This window comes from Mycobacterium sp. MAA66, from assembly GCF_041261665.1.
Classification (GTDB): Bacteria; Actinomycetota; Actinomycetes; order Mycobacteriales; family Mycobacteriaceae; genus Mycobacterium.
The window spans coordinates 369,456-387,189 of record NZ_JBGCCC010000002.1 but is presented as its reverse complement, the minus strand read 5'-3'; the positions used below and the strand labels follow the sequence as shown (position 1 = coordinate 387,189).

Genomic DNA, 17,734 nt, shown 5'->3' with positions numbered 1-17,734 from the left:
CGCGACCCCGAGCTCGGCTGCGCAGGAGGAAGAGTGCTTTCGGCTTTCATTTCGTCGTTGCGGACGGCCGATCTTAGACGCAAGATCCTCTTCACGATTGGACTTGTGGTCATGTATCGGGTCGGCGCATCGCTGCCGTCGCCAGGGGTGAACTTCCAGAACGTGCAGAAGTGCATCACCGAAGCGTCGGGCTCTGATTCGGCTCAGGTCTACTCGCTCATCAACCTGTTCTCCGGTGGCGCGCTGTTGAAACTGACCGTGTTCGCGGTCGGCATCATGCCGTACATCACCGCGAGCATCATCGTGCAGCTGCTGACCGTCGTCATCCCGCGGTTCGAACAGCTGCGTAAAGAAGGCCAGGCCGGCCAGTCGAAGATGACGCAGTACACGCGTTATCTCGCCGTCGCCCTGGCCGTGCTGCAGGGCACCTCGATCGTCGCCCTGGCCGCCAACGGTGCACTGTTCCCGTCGTGCCAGTCGCCGATCCTCGAGGATTCGGCCATCTTCACGCTGATCGTGATCGTGCTGGTGATGACGGCCGGTGCCGCGTTGGTCATGTGGATGGGCGAGCTGATCACCGAGCGCGGTATCGGCAACGGCATGTCGCTGCTGATCTTCGCCGGCATCGCCGCCCGGATCCCGGCCGAGGGCCAGTCCATCCTGCAGAGCCGTGGTGGCCTGGTGTTCGCCGCGGTCTGCGCGTCGGCGCTCATCATCATCATCGGCGTCGTGTTCGTCGAGCAGGGCCAGCGCCGTATCCCGGTGCAGTACGCCAAGCGCATGGTGGGCCGACGGATGTATGGCGGTACCTCGACCTATCTGCCGTTGAAGGTGAACCAGGCGGGCGTCATCCCAGTCATCTTCGCCTCGTCGCTGATCTACATCCCGCACTTGATCACCCAGCTGGTCGAGGGCGGAAAACCGAGCAACAACAAGTGGGACCGGTTCGTCGGTAGCTACCTCACCGACCCGAGCAACCCGGCCTACATCGCCATCTACTTCGGTCTGATCATCTTCTTCACCTACTTCTATGTATCGATCACGTTCAACCCCGATGAGCGCGCAGACGAGATGAAGAAGTTCGGTGGGTTCATCCCGGGTATTCGACCGGGTAAACCGACCGCCGACTACCTCCGGTATGTCCTGAGCCGGATCACCCTGCCCGGCTCGATCTACCTGGGTGTGATCGCGGTGCTCCCCAACGTGTTCCTGGGAATGGGCAGCTCCGGCGGGGTACAGAACCTGCCATTCGGCGGTACCGCGGTGCTGATCATGATCGGAGTGGGTCTGGATACGGTCAAACAGATCGAGAGCCAGCTCATGCAGCGCAACTACGAAGGGTTCCTCAAGTGAGAATGGTTCTGCTGGGACCGCCGGGGGCGGGCAAGGGCACGCAGGCCGAGAAGATCGCCGAGAAGTTCGGCATTCCTCAGATCTCCACCGGCGATCTGTTCCGCAGCAACATCGCGGGCGGCACCCCGCTCGGTGTGGAAGCCAAGAAGTACCTCGACGCCGGTGATCTGGTCCCGGCCGAGCTGACCAATGCGCTGGTCGATGACCGGCTGGGCGATGCCGACGTAGCAGGTGGATTCATCCTCGACGGCTTCCCGCGGTCGGTGGAGCAGGCCGAGGCACTCAAGGAAATGCTGGCCAAGCGCAACCTCAAGCTGGACGCAGTGCTCGAGTTCCGGGTCTCCGAATCCGAACTGCTGACCCGGCTCAAGAGCCGCGGTCGCGCCGACGACACCGAAGAGGTCATCCTCAACCGGATGAAGGTGTACCGCGATGAGACCGCTCCGTTGCTGGACTACTACCACGACGAGTTGAAGTCGGTCGATGCGATCGGCAGCCTCGACGAGGTGTTTGCCCGCGCCTTGCAGGCCCTCGGCCAGTAGTGATCGGGCTGCCCGGCCGACGTAAGGTCGTTCCTTCGCGCACTGCCGCCGAGCTCGACTCGATGGCCGCTGCCGGCGCCCTGGTTGCCGCCGCCCTGGCCGCCGTCCGGACCGCCGCGGCTCCCGGAATGTCGACTCTTGACCTGGACAACATCGCCGAATCGGTGATCCGGGACGGCGGCGGCATCCCGTCCTTCCTGGGCTATCACGGTTTTCCGGCGACCATCTGCGCGTCGGTCAACGACCGGGTCGTGCATGGCATCCCGACCGCCGACGAGCTGCTCGTCGACGGCGATCTGGTCTCCATCGATTGCGGCGCGATCCTCGACGGTTGGCACGGCGACTCGGCGGTCACCTTCGGGGTCGGCCAGCTGATCGACGCCGACCAGAAACTGTCCGACGCCACCCGGGAATCGATGGAGGCGGGCATCGCCGCCATGCTGCCGGGGAACCGCCTCACTGACGTCTCACACGCCATCGCCAAGGGCACCCACGCCGCCGAGGCTCGCTACGGCCGGAAGTTCGGCATCGTGGCCAACTACGGCGGTCACGGGATCGGCCGCGAGATGCACATGGACCCGTTCCTGCCCAACGAGGGATCACCCGGACGCGGACCATACCTGGAGGTCGGGTCCGTGCTGGCCATCGAGCCGATGCTGACCCTGGGGACCACCAAGACCGTCATACTGGACGACGAGTGGACGGTCGTCACCACTGACGGGTCGCGTGCAGCACATTGGGAACACACCGTCGCGGTCACCGCGGACGGGCCCAGGATCCTGACGCTGCCCTGACTGTGTGAACCGGATCACTGTCTACCTCGTGTCTACGGCGGAGGTTTAGTGGATGAGCGATCCGGAGGCCGCCATGATGCGGGTTCTCTACGACGAACACGCTCAAGCATTGTGGCGCTACGCGTTGCGGCTGACCGGCGATCCGGCACGCTCGGAGGACATCGTGCAGGAAACATTGGTGCGGGCTTGGAGTCATCCCGACGTCACGGCCGATACAGAACGGTCGGTGCGGGCCTGGCTGTTCACTGTGGCGCGCAATCTGATCATCGACGAACAACGCAGTGCCCGCCGTCGGCACGAAACCACCACCGCGGACACCGAGTCCGTGGCCGAACGGGCCACGCCGGACCAGGTGGACAACACGCTGGACAAGATGCTGCTCGGCGCGGCGCTGAGCCAACTGTCCACTGACCACCGCGCGGTGGTCGAACGGGCTTACTACCGGGGCCTGAGCGTTGCCCAGATCGCGACCGAACTTGAGATCGCCGAGGGCACAGTGAAATCCAGACTGCACTACGCGGTCCGGTCCCTGCGTCTGAATCTGCAGGAAATGGGGGTGACTCGATGACCTCGCATCTGAAGTCCGTCGGGCCCTTGGGCGACGACCCGTACGAAACCTGGGATGCCGCGTACACCTTGGGCGCGCTGTCGCCTGATGAGCACCGCGAATACGAGGCTCATCTGCAGACCTGTGACCGGTGCCGGGCGGCAGTGGCCGAGCTCAGTGGCATGCCGGCCCTGCTGGGACTGCTCACTGCTGATGAGTTGCCCGGCGCTGCCGCTGTGCAGGCCGAGCCACCGCTTCGCCCGGAGGTTCTGGAATCGGTGCTGGCCAAGGTGCGTTGGCGCCGTCGCCGGTCGCGGTTGCTGACCTCGGCTGCGGTAGGCGTCGCCGCTGCGGTGCTGGCCGTTGGCGCCGTCGCTGTCGTGCAACCCGAGATATTCGGGGCGGGCACCACCGAGACCCAGGCGCAACAGCTGCCGATGAGCCATGTCGCGCCCACTCCGTTCAACGCCACCATCGCGATGACCGGCTACAGCTGGGGCACTCGTATCGACATGGCGTGCAGTTACGGTGACTGGTCCAGCGGTCCGGCCGCACCGCCGAGCAACCTGGGTATGGTCGTGGTGGGCCGCGACGGCACCCGAAATCAGGTCGCCACCTGGCTCGGCATGTCCGGAGCGACGGCGCTGCCCAGCGGAAACACCCCGTTGCCGGTGGAGAAAATCGCTGCGGTGCAACTGGTTTCCGCTGACACGGGCAAAGTTCTGCTGGAGCGCAACCTGTAAATCTTTCGCCTGCATTGAACCGTTCACCGGTCGCCTTCGTTTCATTGGTATACCCGCGGGTAACCCGAAGTGGACGAGCGAAAGCAGGTGGCAGATGGCCGGCACGTATCGGGTGGTCGACCACATCGTCGAGCACCTGGCGGCATCCGGGATCGAGCACATCTTCGGGGTCGACGGCGCCAATATCGAGGACCTCTTCGACGCGGCATTCGACTGCGACGGGCTGAGCGCGATATTGGCCAAGCATGAATTCTCGGCTGCGACCATGGCCGACGGCTACAGCCGGGCCGGGGGCGGAGTTGGTGTGATGGTCGCCACATCCGGTGGCGGTAGCTTGAATCTTGTTGCCGGACTTGGGGAGTCGCTGACAAGCCGAGTCCCCGTGCTGGCGTTGGTCGGGCAGCCGCCGACCGGAATGGACGGCCGCGGAAGTTTCCAGGACACCAGTGGTCGCGGTGGAGCGCTGGACGCCCACGCCTTGTTCTCGGCGGTGTCGGTGTACTGCCGCCGAGTGGTGCACCCGCAAGACATCGGTGTGGCACTGCGCGAGGCGCTGGCTGCCGCCCGCACCGGCGGCCCGGCGGTGCTCCTGCTGCCCAAAGATGTCCAGCAGGGGCTCATTGAACGTACTGAATCTATTGATAGCCAAGATGATTCGCAGATTGCCGATCCCACTTCGATCGCCGAGGCGCTGCGCCGGGCGCTGGGGCCGGTGACCATCATCGCCGGTGAGCAGGTGGCCCGCGACGACGCCCGGGCTGAACTCGAAGAGCTCCGCGCCACCCTGCGGGCCTGGGTCGCCACGGTACCCGACGCCAAGGATGTCAGTGGATCGCCGGGGCTTGGGCATTCGTCTTGGTTGGGCGTGACGGGCGTGATGGGACACCCGCGGGTGGCCGACGCGGTATCGCGCAGTGCGGTATGCCTGCTGGTCGGCACCCGGTTATCGGTGACCGCCCGGGGCGGGCTCGACGATGCGCTGGGCGAGGTGCAGACGCTGTCCGTCGGTTCGGCACAGCCGTATGTGCCTGCCGCGCACTTACATTCGACGAACTTGAAGGCGTCGCTCGCGGCCCTGACGCGATCACTGTCCGGTTCGGGCAGGCCGCACGGTCTGCGGGTGCTCGAACCCGAGCCCGCGTACGAGCTGCAGCCGCCGGACCACGATGGGCCGGGTGTCCGGTACCGCGACGCCATGGCCGTGCTCGACGACATGCTGCCCGACGGTACCGATGTGGTGGTCGATGCGGGTAACACCGGAGCCTCGGCGATCCATCAGTTGCCGGTGCGCCGCGGTGGCCGGTTCGTGGTGGCCCTCGGGATGGGCGGCATGGGATACAGCTTCGGCGCCGGTATAGGAATGTGCTTCGCACGCGCGAAAAGTACTGGCCGACAACGGACGGTCGTGGTGGCCGGCGACGGCTCGTTCTACATGCACGGTATGGAATTGCATACCGCGATCCAGTATCAGCTGCCGTTGACGCTGGTGCTGTTCAACAACAACGCGCACGCCATGTGCGTCACCCGCGAGCAGTTGTTCTACGGCGACCGGTACAGCTACAACCGGTTCACCCCGAGCCGTCTGGGTGCCGGGCTGGCCGCGATGTTCTCGGGCCTGCATGCGGTGGACGTCACAGAACTGTCTTCGCTGGCCCCGGCACTGGCCTATGCGTTGGGCACCGGCGGGCCGTCGGTGGTCAGCATCGAATGCTCTGCCGATGAAATCCCGCCATTCGCACCATTTCTCGACACCGTACGGCTAAATCAGAAAGAGAGCACAGAACATGTCGCTGCCCGCGCTTGACGACATCACCGAACCCCTCGACGGAGTGGTCCGCATCGAGACCGCGCCGCGTGAAAAGGCCACCCCGATCATCATGGAGATGATGCGCTCGGTGTATCCCCACGACGTGGTATTCGGCGAGTACTGCACCGTCAACGACTACATCGACTGCCCACCCGATGAATTGTTCGAGTATCTGGCCGATACCCGCAGTCTGGAGGAGTGGACCTATAGCCTGCGCGGGTTCACCGCGACCGACGAGCCGGATCTGTGGCTGGCCTATGATCGGCTCGGGTCGGAGACCGAAATCTACACGCGCACAGTGGCAAATCGCGAGTCGATGACAGTCGACTATCACTGCGCGTGGGATCAGGGCAAGCACCTGTGGATGGTCTACCTGATGCGCGTTGTCGACGCTCAGATCGTGCTGGACAAGCCGGGCTCGGTGGTGTTGTGGACCAATTGCCATCACCCGTTCTACGACGACAATCCGTACCCCGACACGGCGCCCGAGCAGCGTCCGGTTTGGGTGGGTGATTTCTGGGACATGTTCGGTGCCGGCCATCGATTGGAATTGGACAACCTCAAAGCGATTGCCGAGTACCGGCATCGCAACGGACTGCCGGTCAAGCCGGCGTGGATGAAGTGAGATCTCGATGAACGTGAGCCTGCTCGATGTTTCGACCTACCTGCCGGGTGAGCCGGTCGGTGCCGATTACTACTCGCAGTATGCCGACACCGACGAGCTGCGTGACAACCTGATGTTCCGGGCGCCCAGGTTCCGCCACCACGTGGCACCCGACGAGAGCGCCATCGACATGGTGGAACGCGCTGCTGCCGGAATCATCGAGCGGCACGGCCACGATGCGTTGACCGATGTCGATGTGCTGATCACCCACACCCAGTTGCCGGACATGCCGTTCTACGGTGGCGGCGGCGGTATGGCGAATCGCCTTGGTATGAAGCCGAACTGGGTCATCGATCTGCACAACGGAGGATGTGCGGCCTTCGTGTTGGGCCTGAAGCTGGCCAGGCAACTGCTGGCCTCCGGTGAGGGCCGCACCGCGCTGATCGCGGTGGCACAGAATTCGGCCGGGCAGATCTTCGACCAGCCGACCATCCGGCGCAAGGCCCAGGCTGCGGTGCCCGGCGACGGTGCTGCGGTGGGACTGGTTGCGGTGAGTGATATTTCACCGATCCTGGACGTGGAGTGCCGCACCTATGGCGAATTCGCCGGTGACATGACCATCGCTGTCGACCCGCCGCGCAAGTGGTGGGCGGCGGGCCAGGGAGAGGGCTGCATCGGTTTCACCGAAAGCAAGATCACCAAGGTGCTGGCCCGCGGCAACCGGCAGGTGCCCGAGGTGGCTTATGCGGTATGTGATCGGATCGGATTGCCGGCCAAGGACATCGACCTGCTGGTCACCAACCAGCCCAACCGGGTGTTCCTGCGCAACTGGCGGGAGGCGCTGGAGCTGCCCGAATCGAAACACCGCGACACCTTCGACGAGTGCGGCAACCTGTTCGCCGCAGGCATCCCGGTGAACCTGGACCGGGCGATCACCGACGGCCAGTTGAACAAGGGCGACGTGGTCATGATGGCGGCCTTCGCGCACGCCGGTGATTTCGCCGGCGCCGCCGCCGTGCGCTGGGGTGGACGATGATGCCCGACTGCGCGCTGCCCGATGCGGTGGCCGCGCTGCCCGACGCGTCGGATCCATTGGCCTTGTCGCTCAACGAGAATCCGTACCCGCCACTGCCCGCGGTGCGCTCGGCGCTGACCGAATCGATCGGCGCGATCAATCGCTACCCGGAATTCTTGCCGGAGCGACTGCGCACACTGATCGCGCAGCGGGTCGGGGTCGCCGATGACCAGGTGATTCTCGGTACCGGTGCCACCGGGGTGGTGCTGCAGGTGCTACAGGCGATGACCAGTCCCGGAGACGTGATGGTGATGGCGGACCCCACGTTCGACGGCTATCCGATCTTCGCGTCGATGGCCCGGCTGCGGTCGGTGACCGTGCCGCTGGACCAGCGTGGTCATCACGACCTGGACGCCATGGCTGCTGCGGCGAGCGGGGCACGCGTGGTGGTGCTGTGCCGTCCGCACAACCCGACGGGCACCATCGAAACGATCGCCGAGGTCGAAAGCTTTCTCGCCCGCGTGCCGTCGGACACCGTGGTGATCCTCGATGAGGCGTACGTGGAATTCCTGGCGCCGGCGTTGCGCGTGGATGCCGCGGCGCTGGTGCATCGGTTTCCTAATCTTGTTGTGGTGCGCACTTTTTCGAAAGCGTATGGGCTGGCAGGCCTGCGGATCGGCTACGGCTTCTGCGCGCCGGCGTTGGCGAGTGTGCTGTGGGCCATGCAGCTGCCGTTCGGGATGGGGATCACTGCTTTGGTCGGCGTTGCAGCGTCCTACGATGCGGAAGACCAACTGCAGCAACGCATTGCGCGGATCGCTACCGAGCGGTCGTACCTGAGTGCCCGGTTGCGGGCGATGGGGACGTACTGCACCGACAGCCACGCCAACTTCCTCTACCTGCCAGGCGGGCAGCGGGACTGGCGCGCCGTGTTCGACGACGCCGGGCCGCGGGTGCGCGGGTATGCCGACGGTGGGGTGCGGGTGAGCATCGGCAACCGGCAGTCGTCGCGGGCGGTACTGGCCACGATTGCCCGGGCTTGATGGTGCCGGTGCGGTATGAATAGGCGTGGCTTCCGATTCGCCGGCATCTCGTGACCCGATAGCTCGGGCGCGGTCCAACTGGGAGCGTTCCGGTTGGGGCGACGTCGCCGACGGCATGGTCGCGGTGACCTCGGTGATGCGGGCGCACCAGATTCTGCTGGCCCGCGTCGAGAATGCGCTGCGGCCCTATGACCTGAGCTTCTCGCGCTACGAATTGTTGCGGCTGCTGGCCTTCAGCGGCAGCGGCGCGTTGCCGATCACCAAGGCCTCGGACCGGCTGCAGGTCCACGTCACCAGCGTCACGCACGCCATTCGGCGGTTGGAGGCTGACGGATTGGTCGAGCGGGTGCCACATCCGACCGATGGCCGCACCACACTGGTGCAGCTCACGTCTTTAGGCCGGTCCACCGTCGAGGACGCGACGGTGACGCTGAACAAAGAGGTGTTCGCCGACATCGGGATTTCCTCCGCCGAATCTGCGGCACTGGTGGGCGCTATCGAGACGATGCGCCACCACGCGGGCGACTTCTAGCCGCGAGGGGTCGGGCTCGGCGTCAGACGGTCGGTGGTCTCGCCGCGAGCGCGCGGGTGCCACAGCGCCTCGTGGGTGTTCAGCAGTGCCCGCAACTCATCGGCGAACATCGGTTTGGCGAAGTAATAGCCCTGGGCGACATCACAACCGTAGGCGGTGAGCCGTTCGGCCGTCGCGGTGTTCTCGACGCCTTCGGCGACGCTGACGATGTCCAGCGCACGGGTCAGGTCGATCACCGAGCGCACGATCGCGGCAGCGCGGGGGTTGTGCAGTATCGGTGCGATGAACTGGCGATCCAGTTTGAGTTCGTCGACCGGCAGGTCACGCAGATAGCTCATCGACGAATAGCCCGTGCCGAAGTCGTCGATCGAGACCCGCAGGCCCGATTCGCGCAACTGGTTGATCACCGCGTGTGTCCGGTTCACGTTGGCCAGCAACAGGTGCTCGGTGATCTCGACCAGCAGGGCGTCGGTCGGCAGGGCGTGTTCAGCCAGCACCGATCCGATGCGGTCGGCCAGTGTGATGTCGCTCAGCGACGGGGCGAACAGATTGATCGCGACGGGCACATCGCGATGACCGGCTTGGAACCAGGCGGCGGCGTCGCGGGCGGCTTGGTGCAGCACCAGGTCGGTGACCGCCCCGATCAATCCGTTGCGCCGGACCAACGGCAGGAAATGCGCGGGAGTCAGCAGGCCGAGCTGCGGGTGGGGCCAGCGCATCAAGGCCTCGACCCCGACGGTCTTGCCGGTGCTCATGGATACCTTGGGCTGATAGGTCAGTTTGAGCTCGCCGTGCGTGATGGCCCGGCGGAGCGGGCCCAGCAGTTGCAGACCACTACTGGCCGACAATCGGACCCGGCCGCTGTCACTCCACCGTTCCCCCGGCTCCACCGCCGTGTCTTGCTGCATATCGGGGCTGAAGGTCTGAACTCCACCGATTCCGGCGCGTTTGGCGACGTACAGCGCGACATCCGCGCGCTGGAGCAGGTCGTCGGCCGTAACGTCGAGGTCGTCGTCGGCGATGGCCAGGCCGACGCTCGGATGCATGAACACCTCTTCGCCCTTGAGGGTGAAGGGCACGTCGAATGCCTCGATGACGTCCTGGGCAATCTCCTCGAGGCGACACGGCGCGGACCGGATGAGGATCGCGAACTCGTCGCCGCCGAGCCGCGCCACGGCCTGCCCGGCGTGCACACTGCCGGTGAGTCGATTGGCAACCTCGACGAGTAACTCGTCTCCACTGGGATGGCCCAGGTTGTCGTTGACCATCTTGAAGTCGTCGAGATCCAGGGCCAGCACAGCGACCGGCAGGCCGTCGTTCTCGCGGGCCCTCATCGCCGAATCCAGCCGATCGTTGAACAACAGCCGGTTGCCCAGCCCGGTCAGCGGATCGCGTCTGGCTTGCTCTGCCACGGTCCGCATCAGACGCCGATTGTCGATGAGCACGACGAATTGCCGGGCCAGTGCTGCCAGGACCAGTACCGCGGCGGATATCAGGATCGGTGCGGCGCCGGGGACCGGCCAGAGGGAGACGAACCCGACGGCAACGGCCAGCACCACCGGCGTGCACGGCAGCCAGAGCAGCCGCTCGGACACCGGCCGGTGCAGGTTCTGCTGGTTCTGTAGGACGGGGGGTGGTCGGCGGCTCGCGTCGATCAACCCGCCGACGCCGATGATGAGCATTCCGGCCGTCCAGCCGATGACGATGCCCGCATTTACCGAGCCACCCTGGGTTCGGGTGTAGATCCAGGCGCTGTCGGCCAGCGCGATGGCGGTCAGCCCCACGCCGACCAGTCCGATCGCGCGGCGGCCGCCGACCGGGGCGGCGCTGAGGGCTACCAGGGTCATGGTGACCATCACGACGTCGGAGATCGGGAACGCCACCTGGACCGCATTTGCCAGCAGGCCGGATGTCGCGGACATGAACGCATCCCGCAGGACGAGCACCCACGACACCAAAAAGAGCGCGGCAGCGATGATCACCCCGTCGAGGACGGGACGCAGTGCCGAGATCCGGCTCGCGCTCACCTCACTGAGGGCGGCGAACACCACCGCGACCGGCAACAGCAGAAATCCGGCGTCGGCGATCGAGGGGAACGGCGGTCCGCCGGCGAACACCACGCCGAAGTACAGCCAGATCAGGTTGCCGACTACCCATCCGGCCACCCCGACGGCCAATGCCGCCCAGGACCTACGCCGGCTGCCCAGCGAGACCCGAGCCGCGGCTGTGGTGGACAGGCAGGCGAACACGCTGAACGCCGCCAGTGCGAACCCGTCGATGAACGGTGGGCTGGCGGGGGCACCGGCGTCCGCGTCGGCGAGTCGCCAATACGCAAACGCAACGAATGCGGTCGCGGCAACGCCGATGATGACGTTCGCTCTGTGTGTGAGCACCAACACCCCCAGTCCGAGCTAATCGTCGGCCATCTGGATTGTGATGTCAAACCAGCAATAAGCTGGCGAGTCGTAACTGGTGTCGCAAATCTAGCAACGTCTGCTGTTCAGCCCGCCGACGGTAGCGGGATGGTTGCGGTGACGATGGTGCCCGAGCCGGGCCGGGATCGGATGTTCAGCCGCCCGCCGACGATCTCGGCCCGTTCGGCCATCGACAGCAGCCCGTAGCCGCCCATTTCGTCGGCGCCGAGTGGATGTTCGAAGGTGTCGAAGCCGACACCGTTGTCGATGATTTCGAGCTTCGCCCGTTCGCCGTCCGCGGTGAAGGTCAGGCGCGCGTTGCTGGCCTGGGCGTGCTTGATGACGTTCTGCAGGCATTCCTGGGCGATCCGGTACAGCGCCAGTTCGATGTGGTCCGGCAGCCGGACGTCAGCCAGTTCCACGTCGACGTCGAGCTGGCCGATCGAGCGCGCCAGGCTGGCCAGTCCACCGGCCAGTCCAAGGTCGTCGAGCACCGGCGGTCGCAGGCCGCTGATCGCGGCCCGGGCTTCGCCGAGCGTCAGGTCCACCAGCTCGCGAGCCAGCGTGAGCTGCTCGGCCACGATTGCGGGATCCGAACCCACGGCGCGGCTGGCCGCGTCCAGCCGATAGGACAGGGTCACCAGGCGCTGCGAGATGCCGTCGTGGATGTCGCCGGCCAGCCGTCGGCGTTCGATCTCCTGGGCCTGGATCACCTGCTCGACGAAGTTCTCGTGTGCGCGTTCGCGGGCCACCACCTGGCGGTGCAGCCTGGCCTGGTGCATTGCCCCGGCGATCAGCCGGCCGATCACCAGCAGCAGTTCGACGTCGCGGGCAGTGAATTCGCGCCGTGCGACGGTGTGCACGTTGAGCACACCGACCAGTCCGCCCGGATCAGTTTCCATGGGTACCGACACCATCGAGGCGAAATCGCTACCGCGCAGCGACTCGAACGGCCGGTACCGCGGGTCGGCTTCCTTGTCCTGGCTGATCACCACGGGCGCGCGGTGGCTGGCCACCCACCCTGACACGCCTTCGCCCAGCGGCAACCGGATCTTGCCGACCTCCTGGTCGAACGGCGGGGTGGCCCCGGTCAGGGTCAGCGAGCGTTCGGTGTCGTCGAGCACGTGCACGAAACAGACGTCGGTGCCGGTGGCGGCCGTGATCATTCGCGCGGCGGCTGCAGCGAGGGGCTCCACGCCGGGGCCACGCGAGGCGGCCTGGATCAGTTCGCGCAGCAGTGCCAATTCGCGATCGGCGGTGAGGATGTCGTTGCCAGATTGGGGCGTGCTCATTGGTAGATGCCTTCCCGCAGCGCGGTGGCGACCGCCCCGGCCCGGTCGTTGACGCCGAGTTTGCGATAGATCGACCGCAAATGGCTTTTGACCGTCTCTTCGCCGATCACCAGCCGGGTGGCGATACCGCGGTTGGATATGCCGCTGACCAGGAACGAGAGGATCTCGCTCTCGCGTTGGGTCAGGCCTTGACGGGCGCCGGGCCAGAACTCGTCGCGTTGCATGCGCGCGGCGGTGTCGGCGGCCCGGGCTGCCATACCGGGGTCGATCGCGGTCGCGCCGCCGTGCACCAGCTCGAGTTGGCGCACCAGGTCGTCGCTGCTGATGCTCTTGAGCAGATAGCCCGCCGCCCCGACTCGCAGCGCTTGGTAGAGGTACTGCTCGTCGTCGTACACCGACAGCATGACCACCTTGCGGCCCGGGTCGCGATCGCGCAGATCACGACACAGATCCAGTCCGCTGGCGCCCTGCATCCGCACGTCGCACAGCACGATGTCGGGTTGCAGTTCGTCGACCACCGCGACCGCGCGCTCGGCACCGACGGCCTGCCCGACCACCTGCACCCGATTGCTGAATGCGGCCAGCATCGCTTTGAGCCCTTCGATGACCATCTCGTGGTCGTCGACCAGGATCAGCCGCACCGGTGCTGCCGCATTGCCACCGGGGTCCGCCGTCATGGCATCACCTTAAGGTCGTGGCTCTGCGTGGCGGCTGAAGACTCGGGACCAAGTTGGCCTGCCGAATCCCCCAATTGGGGGAGGACCACCCGGTGTGAGGTACGCCACCATGTAAGCATGTCGGCTAACTGTGAGGACCGCACCTTCTGGTGGGACGTCGCGCGCCCGGCTCATGCCGTGGTCGAGCCGCTGAGTGCAGTGATTTTCGACTTGGACGGCGCGCTTGCCGACATCGAGCGCGACGGCCATCGCGCCGCGTTCAACGCTGCCTTCGCCGCGCATGGCCTGGACATCGTGTGGGGGGTTCAGGAGTACACCCGGCTGGGACGCATCGGCGACGAAGGCCGGCGGATCGCTTCGGCCTTGCGTCGGCGCGGTTTCGGGCGCGTCAGCACCGAGATCGCCGCACACGTGTACCGCACCAAGACCGACTTGTTCGAAACGTTGGTGCTGGACGGCGACGTCACTCCCCGGCCGGGGTTGGGCGACTTGGCAACCAGCCTGTTCGGCGACGGTGTGCGGGTGGCCGTGGTCAGCAGCGGCACCGGGCGCTGGGTGGAGCCGCTGGTGCGGCAACTGCTCGGTGACGGGATCGCCGAGCTGGTGGTGACTCCCGACGAACTGCCGCGGCCGACCCGAGAGCCCGATCTGTTCGGCCACACCCTGTGGGAGCTGGGCGTCGGCCCTGAGAGTGCGCTCGCCGTGGTCGGAGGGACTCGCGGATTCGCCGCTGCGCGCGCCGCCAAGCTGGCGACCATGGTGGTGACCACCAGCTATCTGGCCGGTGACGACTACGACGGCGCCGTGCAGGTACGCGACGACTACGACGGACTGCTGGCTTCCGGCTGCGAGCGCCTACACAAAAACTGGTGGTCAGCCCGAGGCTGACCACCAGTCTTCAAACTAGTCCTTTTTAGTACCGGCTCAGAAGAACGGCCACAGGTGTGGCGCACCGATCTTGGGTAGCCCGATCTGCGGCAGTCCGATCTTGGGTAGGCCGATCTGCGGCGGCTTGGGCAGCCCGATCGGCGGCGGCTTGGGCAGCCCGATCTGGGGGCTGGGGAGCTTGGTCAGATCCGGAAGGCCCAGGTCGGGCATCTTCGGTGCCTGCAGGCCCGCACCGAGGTTCGGCAGCTTGGTGAAGTCCGGCATCTGCGGCGCGGCGAACTTCGGCAGCTGCGGTGCGCCCAGGCTCGGGGCCTTGGCGATGCTGCCCAGATCAGGGGCGGCGATCTTGGGGGCCGCCCCGGCCAGCGCGCCCAGGTCAGTCGCCTTCGGGGTGAGCCCACTCAGGTCGGGGGCCTTCGGCGTCAGGCCGCTCAGGTCCGGAGCTTTGGGGGTCAGGCCGCTCAGGTCAGGTGCCTTGGGGGTCAGGCCGCTGAGATCGGGTGCCTTGGGCGTGAGTCCGCCGACGTTGGGAGACGACTTGGGCGTCAGCCCGCTCAGGTCCGGTGCGGACACCTTCGGTGCGGCGACGGCAGGGACCTTGGTCAGGTCACCCATACCGCCGAACAGGTCGGGGGCGGGCACCTTCGGCACAGCGGCGACAGGCGCGGCGATCTTTGCCACATCGGTCACGGCGCTGCCGGCGGAATTGGCGACGCCCGCGGCCGGGTTGGCGATCTTGGTGAGGTCGACGGCCGAGGTGGCGACCGCGCCGGCGGCCTTGCTTGCGCCAGTGGCGGCGCCCACGCTCGGGGCGGCCGCAAGCGAGGACAGCTTGGCCACGTCGGACACCGTCTCGACGGCGGTACCGGTGCTGGCCGCTGCTGCCGCGGCGGTCGGCTTGGCGGCGGCGTTGGCCACGGACGACAGGCCGGTGACCGTCGAGGTTGCCGCGGCGGCGCCGATGCCACTCAGGATGCCGCCGAGGTTGACGTTCACCGACGGCCAGATCGAGGGCAGGCCGAGGCCCGGCAAGCCCACGGACAGCGGCACCGACAGGTCAGCCTCGGGCGCGGGCATCGAGGACAGGTTGATCGGGGGGAAGCCGCCCAGGCTCCAGTCGTCGCCCCAGTTCAAGTTGTTGTTGTTGTTCCGGGCGGTGTTGCCACCACTGTTGTTGTTCGAGACCGACTCAGTGTCGGAACCCGAGTGGGTGTCCGTCTCAGGCGAAGCGAATGCCACGCCTGCACCGAACAACGACACCGCGAGAGCAGTTGTCGAGGCGGCAGCGCTCTTGGCGAAGTTGTTGAAAGTCATACGGTACGAATCCTCCCTGGGCAACGGGGTCATCCTATGTGCAAATGCGTGCGATGTCACAGGACCATAAGGAATACCGCGTCGACGTGGGCGAACGTTACAGCTAATCCGCTCGGAGCTCGTTAATTACTGCGCTGAAGTCTTGGTCGGCGTGCTCGGTGGCGAATTTTTCGTAGATTTGGGCCGCGTGGGTGCCCAGTGGGGCCGACGACCCGGTTGAATTCACCGCGGCCATGGCCAGGTGCAGGTCTTTGTTCATCAGGGCGGTGGCAAATCCGGGTTTGAAGTCGTTGTTGGCCGGTGAGGTGGGTACCGGTCCGGGGACCGGGCAGTTGGTCTGCACCGCCCAGCAGTTCCCGGTCGCTCCGGTGATGACGTCGAACAGCGATTGCGCGGCCAGGCCCAGTTTTTCCGCGAGTACGAAGGCTTCACCGATGGCGATCTGCTGCACCGCGAGCACCATGTTGTTGCAGACCTTGGCGGCTTGGCCGGCGCCGGAGTCTCCGCAGTGGATGATCTTGCCGGCCATCGGCTCCAGGATCGGGCGAGCGCGGTCGACGGCGTCGGCGGGGCCGCCGACCATGAAGGCCAGCGTTGCGGCCGCCGCGCCTTTGACTCCGCCGGACACCGGGGCGTCGAGTTGGGCGTGGCCGTGTTCGGCGGCGAGTTGGTGTACGGCGCGGGCGTCGTCGACGGAGATGGTCGACGAGTCGATCAGCAGGGCGTCGGCTTTTGCGGCGGGCAGGATCTCGGCGTAACAGCGGGCCACCAGTTCACCGTTGGGCAGCATGGTGATGACGACGTCGGCGTCGGTGACCGCTTGGGCGCCGGTGGCGAACAGCGTCGCGCCGTTGGCTTTGGCGGCCTCGGCCGCGGCGGGTACCGGGTCGAAGCCGTGCAGGGTGTATCCGGCGGCGATCAGGTTGGCCGCCATCGGTCCGCCCATGTGGCCCAGACCCAGGAACGCGATTGTCGTCATCGATGTCCTTCCTTGGAGCTATGCCGTCTTGGCGGCAGTAGCAGCAGCGCGGCCGACAACTACGCGCATGATTTCGTTGGTCCCCTCAAGGATGCGGTGCACCCGAAGATCGCGGACGATCTTTTCCAATCCGTACTCGCGCAGATAGCCGTAGCCGCCGTGCAGTTGCAGGGCCTGGTCGGCCACCGTGTAGCAGGAATCGGTGACATAGCGCTTGGCCATGGCGCACAGTTCGACCTTGTTCGGGTGCCCGTTGTCCAGCGCAGTTGCCGCGCGCCACAACATGTTTCGTGAGGTCTCCAGTGCGGTGGCCATGTCGGCGAGGGTGAACCGGATGGTGGGTTCGTCGATCAACGCCGAACCGAATGCCTCACGTGAGGCCAGGTATGCCAGCGTCTTGTCGTACGCCGCCTGCGCCCCGCCCAGTGAGCACGCGGCGATGTTGATCCGGCCCCCGTTGAGGCCGTTCATGGCAATGGAGAATCCGGTGCCTGCACCGTCGGGACCGCCGAGCATGGCCTCGGCCGGCAGTCGGACGCCGTCCAGGATCACCTGCGCGGTGGGTTGGGCGTGCCAGCCCATCTTCTCCTCCGCGGCACCGAAAGTCATGCCGGGCGTGCCTTTTTCGACGATGAATGCCGAGATGCCCTTGGGCCCTGCGGCGCCGGTGCGGGCCATGACGATGTAGACGTCGGATGCCCCTGCGCCGGAGATGAACTGTTTGACGCCGTCGAGCACGTAGTGATCGCCGTCCCGAACGGCCTTGGTGCGCAAGGCCGCAGCGTCGCTGCCGGCTCCGGGCTCGGTCAGGCAGTAACTGGCGATGGCCTCCATCGACGACAGCTTGGGCAGCCAGGCCTTGCGCTGTTCGGCGGTGCCGTATCGGTCCACCATCCAGGCGCACATGTTGTGGATGGACATGAACGCGGCGATCGTCGGGTCGGCGGTGGCCAACTGCTCGAAGATCCGTACCCCGTCCAATCGGCGTAGGCCGCTACCGCCGACGTCCTCGGAACAATAGATGGCCGCCATGCCCAACTCGGCGGCTTCGCGGAGCACGTCGGTGGGGAAGTGGTGGGTGGAGTCCCATTCCAGAGCGTTTGGGGCAAGGCGCTTTTCGGCGAATGCGGCCGCTGTCTCGGCGATCACGCGTTCGTCGTCGTCCAGCCCGTACAGGTCGATGCTCAAGG

At 66.1% G+C, this 17,734-nt stretch carries 17 protein-coding genes; 11 read left to right on the top strand and 6 right to left on the bottom strand.

Annotation, left to right across the window (positions count from 1 at the left end; all coding sequences use genetic code 11):
• Positions 1-33 precede the first annotated feature (33 nt).
• From secY to ABIA30_RS08305, 10 genes are all read left to right on the top strand, one after another.
• On the top strand, positions 34-1,353 hold the full coding sequence (secY, locus tag ABIA30_RS08350; RefSeq protein WP_370064048.1) for a preprotein translocase subunit SecY: 1,320 nt from the start codon (positions 34-36) through the stop codon (positions 1,351-1,353).
• Complete coding sequence (locus ABIA30_RS08345; protein WP_370064046.1) at positions 1,350-1,895, top strand: adenylate kinase; 546 nt, start codon at positions 1,350-1,352, stop codon at positions 1,893-1,895. Before secY ends, ABIA30_RS08345 begins: the two co-directional genes overlap by 4 nt.
• Positions 1,895-2,689 carry a type I methionyl aminopeptidase gene (gene map / locus ABIA30_RS08340; protein WP_370064044.1) on the top strand — a complete coding sequence of 265 codons (795 nt, stop codon included), beginning with the start codon at positions 1,895-1,897 and terminating at the stop codon, positions 2,687-2,689. The genes ABIA30_RS08345 and map overlap by 1 nt, the downstream gene beginning before the upstream one ends.
• Before the next feature lie 52 nt (positions 2,690-2,741).
• Positions 2,742-3,257 (top strand): sigma-70 family RNA polymerase sigma factor, encoded by a 516-nt coding sequence (locus tag ABIA30_RS08335; RefSeq protein WP_370064042.1) that lies wholly within the window; start codon positions 2,742-2,744, stop codon positions 3,255-3,257.
• Positions 3,254-3,979: an anti-sigma factor gene (locus ABIA30_RS08330; RefSeq protein WP_370064040.1), complete on the top strand. Its 726-nt coding sequence runs from the start codon at positions 3,254-3,256 to the stop codon at positions 3,977-3,979. The genes ABIA30_RS08335 and ABIA30_RS08330 overlap by 4 nt, the downstream gene beginning before the upstream one ends.
• Positions 3,980-4,073: 94 nt before the next feature.
• Entirely contained in the window at positions 4,074-5,783 is a 1,710-nt protein-coding gene (locus ABIA30_RS08325) for a thiamine pyrophosphate-binding protein (protein ID WP_370064038.1), read from the top strand.
• On the top strand, positions 5,764-6,411 hold the full coding sequence (locus ABIA30_RS08320; protein ID WP_370064036.1) for an SRPBCC family protein: 648 nt from the start codon (positions 5,764-5,766) through the stop codon (positions 6,409-6,411). Before ABIA30_RS08325 ends, ABIA30_RS08320 begins: the two co-directional genes overlap by 20 nt.
• A 7-nt stretch (positions 6,412-6,418) precedes the next feature.
• Entirely contained in the window at positions 6,419-7,426 is a 1,008-nt protein-coding gene (locus ABIA30_RS08315; RefSeq protein ID WP_370064034.1) for a 3-oxoacyl-ACP synthase III family protein, read from the top strand.
• On the top strand, positions 7,423-8,448 hold the full coding sequence (locus tag ABIA30_RS08310; RefSeq protein ID WP_370064032.1) for a histidinol-phosphate transaminase: 1,026 nt from the start codon (positions 7,423-7,425) through the stop codon (positions 8,446-8,448). Before ABIA30_RS08315 ends, ABIA30_RS08310 begins: the two co-directional genes overlap by 4 nt.
• A 25-nt stretch (positions 8,449-8,473) precedes the next feature.
• Complete coding sequence (locus ABIA30_RS08305; RefSeq protein ID WP_370064030.1) at positions 8,474-8,980, top strand: MarR family transcriptional regulator; 507 nt, start codon at positions 8,474-8,476, stop codon at positions 8,978-8,980.
• On the opposite strand, the gene ABIA30_RS08300 is transcribed toward ABIA30_RS08305, so the two are convergent.
• From ABIA30_RS08300 to ABIA30_RS08290, 3 genes are all read right to left on the bottom strand, one after another.
• On the bottom strand, positions 8,977-11,373 hold the full coding sequence (locus ABIA30_RS08300) for a putative bifunctional diguanylate cyclase/phosphodiesterase (protein WP_370064029.1): 2,397 nt from the start codon (positions 11,371-11,373) through the stop codon (positions 8,977-8,979). The two genes, ABIA30_RS08305 and ABIA30_RS08300, sit on opposite strands and share 4 nt — an antisense overlap.
• A 107-nt stretch (positions 11,374-11,480) precedes the next feature.
• Positions 11,481-12,686, bottom strand: a complete 1,206-nt coding sequence (locus tag ABIA30_RS08295; protein ID WP_370064027.1) for a GAF domain-containing protein — start codon at positions 12,684-12,686, stop codon at positions 11,481-11,483.
• Positions 12,683-13,363, bottom strand: coding sequence for a response regulator (locus ABIA30_RS08290; protein ID WP_370064025.1), 681 nt, complete (start codon positions 13,361-13,363; stop codon positions 12,683-12,685). The genes ABIA30_RS08295 and ABIA30_RS08290 overlap by 4 nt, the downstream gene beginning before the upstream one ends.
• A gap of 117 nt (positions 13,364-13,480) precedes the next feature.
• Between ABIA30_RS08290 and ABIA30_RS08285 the strand changes: the two genes are divergently transcribed.
• Positions 13,481-14,251: an HAD family hydrolase gene (locus ABIA30_RS08285; RefSeq protein ID WP_370064023.1), complete on the top strand. Its 771-nt coding sequence runs from the start codon at positions 13,481-13,483 to the stop codon at positions 14,249-14,251.
• 36 nt (positions 14,252-14,287) lie between these two features.
• Here the strand turns inward: ABIA30_RS08285 and ABIA30_RS08280 are convergent, their stop codons facing one another.
• The 3 genes from ABIA30_RS08280 to ABIA30_RS08270 all read right to left on the bottom strand — a co-directional run bounded on the left by ABIA30_RS08280 (position 14,288) and on the right by ABIA30_RS08270 (position 17,720).
• Positions 14,288-15,565 carry a hypothetical protein gene (locus ABIA30_RS08280; RefSeq protein WP_370064021.1) on the bottom strand — a complete coding sequence of 426 codons (1,278 nt, stop codon included), beginning with the start codon at positions 15,563-15,565 and terminating at the stop codon, positions 14,288-14,290.
• A gap of 103 nt (positions 15,566-15,668) precedes the next feature.
• Positions 15,669-16,544: a 3-hydroxyisobutyrate dehydrogenase gene (gene mmsB, locus ABIA30_RS08275; RefSeq protein ID WP_370064019.1), complete on the bottom strand. Its 876-nt coding sequence runs from the start codon at positions 16,542-16,544 to the stop codon at positions 15,669-15,671.
• An 18-nt stretch (positions 16,545-16,562) separates the two neighbouring features.
• A complete protein-coding gene (locus tag ABIA30_RS08270; protein WP_370065454.1) occupies positions 16,563-17,720 on the bottom strand; it encodes an acyl-CoA dehydrogenase family protein in 1,158 nt (385 codons plus the stop codon).
• Positions 17,721-17,734: the final 14 nt, after the last annotated feature.